The 11,477-nt window shown below is 44.8% G+C and carries 9 protein-coding genes; all 9 read left to right on the forward strand.

Going from position 1 to position 11,477, the window contains the following annotated elements; genetic code table 11:
- Positions 1-470: 470 nt before the first annotated feature.
- The 9 genes from D1814_RS01880 to D1814_RS01920 all read left to right on the forward strand — a co-directional run bounded on the left by D1814_RS01880 (position 471) and on the right by D1814_RS01920 (position 11,353).
- A complete protein-coding gene (locus tag D1814_RS01880; protein WP_118489839.1) occupies positions 471-1,427 on the forward strand; it encodes an AAA family ATPase in 957 nt (318 codons plus the stop codon).
- Between the two features lie 3 nt (positions 1,428-1,430).
- Positions 1,431-2,405 (forward strand): DUF58 domain-containing protein, encoded by a 975-nt coding sequence (locus tag D1814_RS01885; protein WP_118489840.1) that lies wholly within the window; start codon positions 1,431-1,433, stop codon positions 2,403-2,405.
- Entirely contained in the window at positions 2,405-3,025 is a 621-nt protein-coding gene (locus tag D1814_RS01890; RefSeq protein ID WP_118489841.1) for a DUF4381 domain-containing protein, read from the forward strand. Before D1814_RS01885 ends, D1814_RS01890 begins: the two co-directional genes overlap by 1 nt.
- Positions 3,018-4,094: a vWA domain-containing protein gene (locus tag D1814_RS01895; protein ID WP_118489842.1), complete on the forward strand. Its 1,077-nt coding sequence runs from the start codon at positions 3,018-3,020 to the stop codon at positions 4,092-4,094. The genes D1814_RS01890 and D1814_RS01895 overlap by 8 nt, the downstream gene beginning before the upstream one ends.
- Positions 4,094-6,130, forward strand: coding sequence for a vWA domain-containing protein (locus tag D1814_RS01900; RefSeq protein ID WP_118489843.1), 2,037 nt, complete (start codon positions 4,094-4,096; stop codon positions 6,128-6,130). The genes D1814_RS01895 and D1814_RS01900 overlap by 1 nt, the downstream gene beginning before the upstream one ends.
- Positions 6,131-7,924 carry a BatD family protein gene (locus D1814_RS01905; protein ID WP_118489844.1) on the forward strand — a complete coding sequence of 598 codons (1,794 nt, stop codon included), beginning with the start codon at positions 6,131-6,133 and terminating at the stop codon, positions 7,922-7,924.
- Positions 7,925-8,128: 204 nt separating this feature from the next.
- Entirely contained in the window at positions 8,129-9,982 is a 1,854-nt protein-coding gene (locus tag D1814_RS01910; protein WP_118489845.1) for a DUF885 domain-containing protein, read from the forward strand.
- Positions 9,983-10,098: 116 nt separating this feature from the next.
- Positions 10,099-10,656 (forward strand): sigma-70 family RNA polymerase sigma factor, encoded by a 558-nt coding sequence (locus D1814_RS01915; RefSeq protein WP_118489846.1) that lies wholly within the window; start codon positions 10,099-10,101, stop codon positions 10,654-10,656.
- Entirely contained in the window at positions 10,649-11,353 is a 705-nt protein-coding gene (locus D1814_RS01920) for a DUF3379 family protein (RefSeq protein WP_118489847.1), read from the forward strand. The genes D1814_RS01915 and D1814_RS01920 overlap by 8 nt, the downstream gene beginning before the upstream one ends.
- The last annotated feature ends 124 nt before the right edge of the window (positions 11,354-11,477 follow it).

Here is an 11,477-nt window from a genome sequence, read left to right on the forward strand (position 1 = left end):
TGCACCTAAATTGATGACCGACTTTAAAAATAGCTCGTTGCTACAAAGTGGTCTGACCTGTAATAAACCTGATTTTTACAAACAATGAACAAAATAGCAAATAATGCAGAGCTAAGGGCAATATAAATGAAACTAAAGTTTACCTGAGCAGTTCAAACCATCGGCAAAACGTCCAATTACCTCCTATAAATATGCTCTGGTGGCCCAAGTAACTTGTTAATGCCCTACCACATATCGCATTTTTATTACTATTTAACGACTTGAAGAAATGTAGAATGAACCTTATATGGAAATTAAAGTCTGTTTTGTGTCATTGTGACTAAGGTAAAGAGTGACTACGGTAAAGTGTGACTAACGTAATGTTAGTTAATTCACTTTTTACTAAGGCGATCACTTTTTAATTGATTAATTAACACTATTGGTCAACTGACACTTCCTGATAACGAGAACTCAAACGGAAATTTTGCATTATGGCAGCAGCGCAGTTTCAACAGTTACACGCTTATTTAGACCAGCAGATCATTGGTCAGAACGCGTTAACCAAAAGCCTTCTAATCGCTCTTTTGGCCGATGGCCACCTTCTAGTAGAAGGCCCACCTGGACTTGCAAAAACACGGGCAATTAATGCGTTAGCTAACGGTATTGACGGTGATTTCCATCGTGTGCAGTTCACGCCAGACCTTTTACCGGCCGACTTAACCGGGACAGACATTTATCGCCCCGAAACCGGCGAATTTGTTTTCCAAAAAGGCCCGCTTTTTCATAACCTAGTGTTAGCTGACGAAATCAACCGTGCACCCGCGAAAGTTCAGTCAGCGCTACTAGAGGCGATGGCTGAACGTCAAATTACCGTGGGCAGTAAAACTTATCCCCTCCCCCCGCTGTTTTTAGTTATGGCAACGCAAAACCCATTAGAGCAAGAGGGTACGTATCCGCTACCTGAAGCGCAGCTTGACCGTTTCTTAATGCACGTAGACATAGATTACCCAGGTGCAGAGACCGAATTAGAAATACTGCGTTTAACTCGTGGGGAAGCACTTTCAGAGCCGCCTATTACACCGCCTACGCTAACACAAGATGATATTTTCACATCTCGTAAAGAAGCCTTGTCCTTATACATGGCGCCAGAGTTAGAGCAATACTTGGTACAATTAATAATGGCGACCCGCCAGCCAGCGAGTTTTGATGCAGAATTAGGCCAGTGGATTGCGATGGGAACAAGTCCTCGCGCCACCATTAGCTTAGACCGCTGTGCACGTGCCCACGCTTGGCTTAGCGGTAGAGATTTCGTCGGGCCTGACGACATCCAAGCTGTCGTTCATAACGTACTTCGCCATCGTATTATCTTGTCTTATCAAGCTGAAGCAGAAGGTATAACGATTAACGACGTACTCGATAAGATTGTTGCTATTGTCGCAGTTCCTTAAGCTATGGTGAATGTACAAGCGCAGCTGAGTAAGCTGCAATGTAACGGTGTCTCTTTGTCTAGTGCAGAGTTACTTCGCTACCAGCAGTTGGCCAAGCTTTTTAGCTTGGCGCCAAAACGTATGCCACGAGCCAAACTTGCTGGGAGCTATTTAACCAAGCATAAGGGCCGAGGCATGGAGTTTGACGAGGCCCGTCATTACCAACCCGGTGACGATATTCGCGCTATTGATTGGCGCGTTACTGCGCGCACGGGTAAAACTCACACCAAAGTATATCGGGAAGAGCGGGAGCGCCCGGTTTTTCTTTTTTGTGATTATCTGCCCTCAATGGCCTTTGGTACACAACTGCTTACCAAAGCCGTTCAGGCCGCGCATGTATCTTCATTAATTAGCTGGTCTGCTGCGGCCCGCGGCGATAAGGTTGGCGCATTATTATTTAACCAACAACAGCACAAAGAAATTAAACCCCTTACTCGCAAAAAAGCAGTACTTCACGTTTGTCATGAGCTCATGGCATTACATGAACAAAGCACACTGTTTAAAGCTGACAAAGCAAAAGACGAACAAGCTTTTGCCGATGCGTGTGCGCGCGCAAGACGTTTAGCTAGACCAGGAAGCTTAGTTTATCTGGTATCAGATTTTCAGCATTTAAGCGCCCAGGCTATTCAGCATTTAAGTCACTTGACGCGCCATTGTGAAGTAAGGGCTATTGTGATCCATGACCCGATAGAGCATGCCTTGCCACAAACCAGTTCACCGCAAACCGTTAGTGTTTCAGATGGTCACAATCAACAGCGCTGGGTATTAGGTGACAATACCGAACAGCAGCAATATTTAAAATGGCGAAATGAACACAACAGCGCAATTTACGATACGTTGCGCAAAACTAATATCGCCAGATTCAGTGTGAGTGCCGGCCTTCCTTTAGATGAACAGCTTCAAAATATGCAACAAGAACAATGGTTGGAGCTTGATTAATGCAAAGCAATAACCTTTCAACCCATTTTTTATCAAACCTTTTACCTAAGTCAGTACAATCGATGCCACCTGCAAATCAAATGCCGGCAGCGCCTCAGCAGCAAGCCCCCCTCGCCCAGCTGCGCGATATACACGTGCCTAATGAGGTCAGTATTTGGCCATTAGATTGGGGTTGGTGGGCACTTATCGCCGCGGTTTTATTGGTGTTATTTGGTCTCTACAAAGCTATTTCTGCTCACGTACGGCATAACAAGCCTCGTAAGCAAGCATTAGCATTGCTCGAATCAATTTCAGCACAACAAAGTAATTGGCCGGTAGCCCTAAACTCAATTTTGAAGCGCACCGCTATCAGCTATTACTCAACTCAACAGGTTGCTGGGCTATACGGCAAACAATGGCAAGCGTTCTTAACATCTGCTCTAAAAAGTCGTGATAACAAACTTGAAGGTGACTTGGCATTATTGATAAGCAATGTTTACCAAGCTACCCCTAACCCAAGTGACTTTGAAACCTGCAAAGGGGCGGTAAAAAATTGGCTTTCGAAAGCGAAGCTCCCGAAAAATAAGCGGGCGGTAAACGGCCTTTCCTCTGAAAATGTAAAGGAGCCGCATCATGCTTAATTTTGCTTGGTGGTGGGTCTTCTTTGCTCTGCCTTTACCAATTTTGGTACGCCTACTGTCTAGAAAAGCCCAAGATATGCCTATGGCCGCGCTGCGAGTTCCCAGTTTGCGACCTGGCGATGTATCGGAGCAAACCCAATTAAAACAAACCAAAATACCGCTAGTAGCAAGTAGCTTGATATGGCTGTTGCTGGTAACGGCTGCCGCTCGGCCTCAGTGGTTAGGTGAACCTGTGAGCATACCTAATGAAGGCCGTGAAATGATGTTAGCGGTGGATTTATCTGGCAGTATGAAGATAGATGACATGCAGCTAAATGGCCGACAAGTTAACCGTTTAACCATGACTAAATCAGTCGTGTATGACTTTATTCAGCGCCGCGTGGGCGATAGAATTGGGCTAATTTTATTTGCCGATACCGCATATGTTCAGGCACCGCTGACCTATGACAGAGACACCGTTTCTACGCTTCTTAGTGAAGCTGTGATTGGTTTAGTAGGAGAACAAACTGCCATAGGCGACGCAATTGGTTTAGCAGTGAAGCGCTTTGACGAACGGGAAAAATCTAATAATGTGTTGATTCTTCTTACTGACGGACAAAACACCGCAGGAAATATTACGCCTGAGCAAGCTAAAGAATTGGCTATAAGTAAAGGTGTGAAAGTTTACACTATTGGCGTGGGCGCCGACAAAATGCTGATCCAAAGCTTTTTTGGCAGCCGACAGATAAACCCGTCGCAAGAACTTGATGAAGGCATGTTAACTGATATTGCTACCGCGACTGGCGGCCAATACTTTAGGGCGAGAAATGCTCAAGAGCTTCAGGCAATTTATCAACAGCTTGATGCGCTTGAACCTATCGAAGGTGAAACTCGTAAAATGCGCCCATTGAGCGCACTGTTTTATTACCCCCTAGCAGCTGCAATTTTATTGTCAGCGCTGTGGGCTCTTATCACTATTTCTATATCTTTATATCGTTGGTTCGTACAAAAGCGAAATAACATGTCAACCCAACAGCTAAACTCAGCTAATGCAGCACAAACAACTCAAACAAATAGGGAGGCGAAATAATGGATTTCGACTTCTTAAATCAATTTCACTTTTTACGCCCCGAATGGTTTATGGCACTTGTGCCCCTGATGTTGCTTGTGGTTTTAATTAGAAGAACCACAGCTAAACAGTCTGGTTGGCAGTCGGTGATCCCTTCTCACCTTTATCAATATATGGTGATTGGCAAAACCGAGATGGGCGCAAAGCCGCCAATGTGGATGCTGGCTTTTGTGTGGGTTGTGAGTGTTATAGCGCTTGCCGGCCCGACGTGGGAGCGCCTCCCCCAGCCAGTATATCAGCTAAAAATGGGGCACGTTATAGTAATAGATATGTCGCTTTCGATGCGTGCGACCGATATGACGCCAGACAGACTGACAAGGGCGAAATACAAAGCCATAGATTTAGTTAACGCCATCGGCGAGGGTGAAATGGGCTTGGTTGCTTATGCGGGCGATGCGTTCGTTATAAGCCCTTTAACCGAAGATGCTGGGAATATTACCACCTTAATCCCCAGTCTTTCGCCCGAGATAATGCCCGTACCCGGAAGCGACCCATTGCTGGGTATTGAAAGTGCTGCTGAACTGTTAACAAATGCGGGTTATAACACAGGCATGATCTACTGGATTACTGACGGTATAGAGTTAGAGCAACAACAAGAACTTCAAGAATATGTAGCATCTGTTCCTTTTACGGTAAATGCACTTACCGTTGGCACAAGTGAAGGCGCGCCTATTAGGCAGCAAAGCGGTGAACTATTAAAAGACTTCACCGGCAGCATTGTTATTCCCAAGCTAAATGAAAGCGCGGTGAAAGGCGTAGTGAAAACGAGCGGCGGTCGCTTTGAATCCTTTACTTCTAACGACAATGATATTGATGCTCTAGCCGCGGTATCGCTGTTAGATAAAGGCAACAGTGAAGAAGACGAAGAAGAGAGTAATTTGCAGGGAGATCAGTGGAAAGAAGTTGGCCCTTACTTATTACTGCTACTTCTGCCATTTGCGGCCTTTGCGTTTAAGCGCGGATTAGTATTTATTGTATTGGTTGGCCTGCTAAGCCCTTCAATAGTGAAAAACGCCCACGCTGCACAAAGTATAGGTACATCTTCGGGCGCGCCGTCTATTCCAAGCGCGAAAATGTTGGAAGGGTCTACGCCAGCAACGGCAAATAAACCTGAACCGCTTGCATGGTGGCAAAAGCCATTTATGAATGATAATCAGGAAGCTTTGAATAAATACCAAAGAGGTAAATACAAAGACGCCGTTAGCCAGTTCAATAGCGAAGCGTGGAAAGCATCATCCCTTTTTAAGTCAGGTGACTATGAAGGTGCTTTAAATGCTTACAAAAATATTCCAGGCGCTGAAAGCCTTTACAATCAGGGCAATGCGTTGGCCAAACTTGGAAAGCTTGAAGAAGCGATCGAGAAATACGAGCTGGCTTTAGACGAAGCACCTGAGTTTGAAGACGCGAAAATCAATAAAAAAGTTGTTGAGGATTTACTGAAACAGCAGCAACAACAAGACCAGCAGCAGAATCAGAGCGAAAATAGTAACGATGACCAACAAGACAACGCTCAAGATAATGCCCAGGATAGCGCTAATAACGACCAGCAGCAATCGGGAGATCAGAATAAGCAGGAAGGTTCAAACGATCAAAATGGCCAGCAAAATGAAAGTGAGCGCCAACAGTCTGACCAAAACCAGCGGGGTTCTAATGATGAACAACAAAATGATGGGGATAATTCTCAACAGCCAGAGATGAGCGAGCAGAACGAGCCATCAGACTCACAGCAACAAAATGCAGAGTCAGGACAGCGTAATAATATGCAGCAAAACAATGCGCAAGCGCAAGAAGACGAAAAAGAACCACAGCGGGAAGCTCAAGCAATGCAAGGTCAAGAAGCCCAGCTTACTGATGCACAAAAAGAAGAACTACAGCGAATGGAAGGTTTAATGCGTCGCGTGCCAGACGACCCAGCATTCTTACTAAAACGAAAAATGCAATTAGAAGCACAAAAGCGTCAGCGTCAACGTATGCCTTCAAACCGGAGTGATTGGTAGATGAGAGCTTTATTACAATCTACAGGAATAATTTTTTTACTAACCCTACTCATTAGCGCGGCTGCCTATGCCGATGTAAATTCAGTTGAAGCAACCATTGACCGAAATCCGGTTATGCTCGATGAAGCTATTCGTTTAACCATTACCGCCGATGGAAGCGCCGATAGAGATGCCTTCGACAGCTCTCCCCTATTAAAAGACTTTGTAGTGGGCAGGACATCGGTAAGTAGCCAAACGTCTATCGTCAATTTCGACACCAAACGCACTACGGTTTGGACCACCACGTTATTCCCTCGAAAAGAAGGTACATTCACTATTCCTTCGTTAACTATTGAAGGAAAGTCAACAAAGCCTATTCAAGTTGAAGTTATTCCTGTTCAAGAACAAAGTAACGTGGCCCGTGACTATTTCGTGACTACAGATATCGACTTGAAAGAGGCCTATTTAAACCAACAGCTGCTGTACACTGTTAAGCTTTTTCTCTCGAGCAATATTGAGAGGGGCAGCCTGCAATCACCAGAAATGCAAAATGCGGAAATTACCCAACTAGGTGGAGATAAGCAGTATACCGATATAGTAAACGGCAGACGATATCAGATTATTGAGCGTCAATTTGCTGTAGTCCCTCAAGCTTCAGGTGAGTTCACGCTAAGGGGGCCCATCTTTACAGGTGAAGTAATGGCGGCTAACACTAACCAGCGTTTTGGCTTCTTTAATCGTACCCAGCAAATTAATCGTGTTGGTCCTGACATTACGGTAAACATCAAACCTATCCCTCAGGGAATTGACTACCCTTGGTTGCCGTCTGAAATGGTTCGAGTTGACGAAGAGTGGCCGCAGGGAGATAGCTTTGTCGCAGGCGAACCGGTAACACGTATTGTTACACTAACCGCGCTGGGCGTGGTAGAAGAACAGCTGCCGGACATTCCTGAGTTTTATCCGCCGAACTTTAAGTTATATCCAGATCAATCAAATACAACGACAGTGGAAAAAGATCAGAGCTTAATTTCACAGCGCCAAACGTCTTTGGCAGTTATTCCAACGCAGCCTGGCGACTTCGTATTACCTGAAATTACTATTCCTTGGTTTAATACGCTTACTCAAAAAACTGAGTATGCCACGATCCCTGCTCGCTCCATTACGGTAGTTCCGGCGACTGGCAGTAATAATCAAAATAACCCTCAATCCACAAGCAGTCAGTCCGCAGAAGGCACTCAAAGTGATTTACCGTTAACTGCAGTCAAGCCCGCCAATGACTCTGGTAAAGAAGACAAACCGTCTGATAGCACTGCCAGTAACGCGGGGCATAGCGAAAAAGCAAAGCCTAATTGGATTGTGAGCAGTGTGCTGCTTGTACTCTTGCTAGTTGCACTTATTGGATGGTTATTCACCTATAGGAAACTTAAACAAGCTCGATTTATTGGGCAAACTCACGGCCCTAAACAGCGCTTAATTGCTACAGATGAGTTTGATGAGAAAGCGCAGTATCAGAAACTTATGGCAGTGATAAAAGCAAAAGATACCAGCTCAGTAACTCTTGCACTTAAGCAATGGATAAGCACACTAACTGGCGGGAAAGCACAGGTTTCACAGTTTGAAGAAATTAACACCGCTGTAAATGAGCTTTACGCACTGCGCTTCTCGGCTAGTCAAACTGATAAACGTGCTCAATCGGAACAAGTATCTAAGACGTTAGAAAAACTTACCGATGAAATAAAGCGCGCTCGCAGCAAATGGCAGCAAACAGGTGCAAAGAACAGCCACACGCTATCTAACTTGTATCCTGCTTCATAAAACGCATTTCATTTGCTAATACATGGAAACCTGAGTAATTAAAGCCCTTGCATAGAGCTGAACGACAGCCGCAAGGGTTTTGAAAGCATTATCTGTAGTTAATATTCAGCACAAGTCTCGGTCTTTAGTGCCCTTTGAGAGGCTCAAAAATCCGAACCGCTTGTAGCCTATAAAAATAATCAATTAAACGCGACGGGGAATAGAATGAAGAAAACACTACTAAAGCTAACGCCAATTGCGTTGGCAGTTACCACATTAGCTGCTTGCTCTCCAGCAAGTGAAACCGCGCAAACAGCGCCAGAGCCGATTAAAACAGAACAGCCTGCTGGACAGTCTGAGTCTGAACGCCTTAATGCATTTTTTGAGCGTACTTTCGAAGAAGATCTTAAGCGTTCTCCCCTATTTCAGAGTTACCTCGGCAAAAAGTGGGATTACGACAAGTGGGACGACATCAGTGATGAGGAGGCCGATGCCCGTGTTGCTATCGCCAAAAACCGTTTAGAGAAGCTTAATAGTTTCGACACCAGCAAGTTAAGCGAGCAAGAAAAGTTAAGCTTGCGCCTGTATAAGCTTGGCATTGAACGTGACTTGGCTAACGACGAATTTAGACACCACCGCTACATTGTGCATCAGTTCCGCGCTGCGCATACTCAAGTGCCCAGCTTTCTTATCAATATTCACAGTGTAAAAAGCAAAGAAGATGCTCAGGCATATATTGGTCGTTTAGACAATGTACGCTCCTACTTTGACCAAGTTATCGAACAGATGAAAGTTCGTGAAAAAGCTGGCGTATTCCCACCGGCATGGGCTTATGACCAAATGATTGATGCGTCTAAAAACGTAATTACCGGCGCACCATTTGATTCCAGTGAAACGCCTTCAACTATTTGGGAAGATTTTCAAAACAAAGTAAACAACCTTGATATTACAGAAGCTGAAAAAACCACGCTGCTAGGCGAAGCAAAAGCCGCTTTGGTAACATCGGTCATGCCATCCTACGAAAAGTTTATTGAAGAACTAGCCCACCAGCGTGAAGTAACCCCTGAAGGCGATGGTGTATGGCGTTTACCGAACGGCGATAAGTGGTATCAAAATCGCCTTAACTGGTTTACTACTACTGACCTTACTGCTGATGAAGTCCATCAAATTGGCCTAGATAATGTAGAGCGCATACACAACGCCATGCGCGACATTATGAAACAGGTAAAATTTGAGGGTACGCTGCAAGAGTTTTTTGTTTTCATGCGTGAAGACGAACAATTCTATTTACCTTCAACAGATGAAGGCAGACAGCAATACCTTGATATGGCGAAAACTGCCATAGATGACATGCGAGACGCTATTCCTGAATATTTTGGAATTCTCCCAGAAGCGCCAATGATTGTTAAACGCGTCGAAGCATTTCGCGAACAGTCTGCGGGCAAAGCGTTTTATCAAAGCCCAGCGCAAGACGGCAGCCGCCCAGGTATTTACTATGCAAACCTGTATGATATGAAAGCGATGCCGACCTATCAGCTAGAGGCGCTGGCATACCACGAGGGCATTCCCGGTCACCACATGCAACGTGCAATTGCACAAGAGCTTGAAGGCGTGCCGCAATTTCAAAAGTTCTTGAGCTTTACCGCGTACACAGAAGGCTGGGGCCTTTATACTGAAGAACTCGCAAAAGACATGGGCTTTTATGAAGACCCCTATTCAGACTTTGGCCGTCTAGCTATGGAACTATGGCGAGCTTGCAGGCTTGTAGTTGATACAGGTATTCACGCGAAGAAGTGGAGTCGTGAAGAGGCTGTAGATTATCTTATTGAAAACACGCCAAACCCAGAGTATGACGCGCAAAAAGCCATTGAGCGCTATATTGCCATGCCAGGACAAGCCACTGCCTATATGATTGGCAAACTAAAAATCATGGAGCTTAGAGCGCATGCTCAAACTGAACTTGGTGATAAGTTTGATTGGAAAGGCTTCCATGATGAGGTGCTAAAATACGGTCCAGTACCACTTTCTATTTTAGAAGAAAATATCAACGCTTGGATTGCCACTCAAAAAAGTGCTTAGCATTCCTAAACAGGTGCTCTGATCACTGGAATTAAAATAAAAACGCGCCTTTCGGATAACGAAATGGCGCGTTTTTTGTGCCATAGTGAAAATTCTTTAAGTTTTTGGATATTTTTATGTTTGGGCGAAATAAATCCGACAGTGGTCAGGTCTTATCGGGTATGAAAGCAAAACACCAAAGATATGAAGCACTGGTAAAGGCATTTCACGCCGACATTTACCGCTATGCATTCTGGCTTATAAAAGACCAGAGCATTGCTGAAGATGTTGTACAGGAAACGTTTCTACGTGCGTGGCGTTCGTTAGACGCCCTAAATGATGAAAAGGCGGCAAAGTCATGGTTAATCACCATTCTTCGTCGTGAGAATGCCCGCAGATTTGAGCGCAAGCAATTCGACACGGTAGATATTGACGATTGTCATATACAAGATGACACCCAACATGCAGACGGCGACCTGAAAGACAGAGAGCTTCAGCGACTGTTAGGTGGGCTAAGTGTGGAATACCGCGAACCCTTAATCCTTCAATTGATTTTCGGGTTCAGTGGTGAAGAGATTGCCAATCAATTAGGGCTTAATAAAAATACAGTAATGACGCGTTTATTTAGAGCGAGAAACCAGCTGAAAGAGGCATTAGAGAAACAAAATGAACAGAGAGGTCGTATAAATGGATGAGTTAGAATTTAGGCGTCGAATCTACGCCGATCCAGAAACGACTGACAGTGATGTTGTAGAAGCAGCGAAAGCGGATGAAAGCAAACGCAATTTCTGGAATGAACAAAAGCAGTTAGATAAGCAATTAAAGCAAGCTTTAAAAGTCGATGTTCCAGAAGACCTTGCTAGCAAGCTCATTTGGCAACAGTCGACTGACGAGTTTAATCGCTATAAACGCAGAAGTCGTTGGTATTTGGCGATGGCCGCATCCGTTGCTTTCACTATAGGTATCGGACTTACCATGTGGTACCACCAACCGCTTAGTATTGGTGGCCAAGCGCTAGCGCATATGCAGTACGCCGAAATGGAAACTGCGCATTCGCTACTTCCAGCTGATTTGAATATGGTAAATGCAAAATTGGCAAGCTTTGGCGGTAGCTTTAGTGAGATGCTTGATGGTGTTGAAGTGGTGAACTATTGTCACTTAAGTACAGTGAGAAGCCTGCACCTTATCCTTGATACCCCACAAGGGAAAATGTCGGTATTTGTTGTGCCTGAGCGCGGTGATGTCACTGTACCTAGTGAATTCTCTGATGACCAGTACCACGGTGAAAGCATCAAAATGAGACACGCCAATGTCATGATAGTGGGCGATAAAGATGCTGACCTGAGTGAAATGAAAAAAGCCGTATCTGAGAGGATTCAATTTTCGGCTTAGAAAAAAGCCAGGTCCCCGTTCTAGAAAAGTGCTGAATTTACGCACTTCCCTTCGTCGGCCCACTGTGGTCGATTTTTTTTGCCTAAATTTAAGGTGAAAACATACGCAATAAAACTTATACTTT

It is taken from the genome of Alteromonas sp. BL110 (genome assembly GCF_003443615.1).
Classification (GTDB): domain Bacteria; phylum Pseudomonadota; class Gammaproteobacteria; order Enterobacterales; family Alteromonadaceae; genus Alteromonas.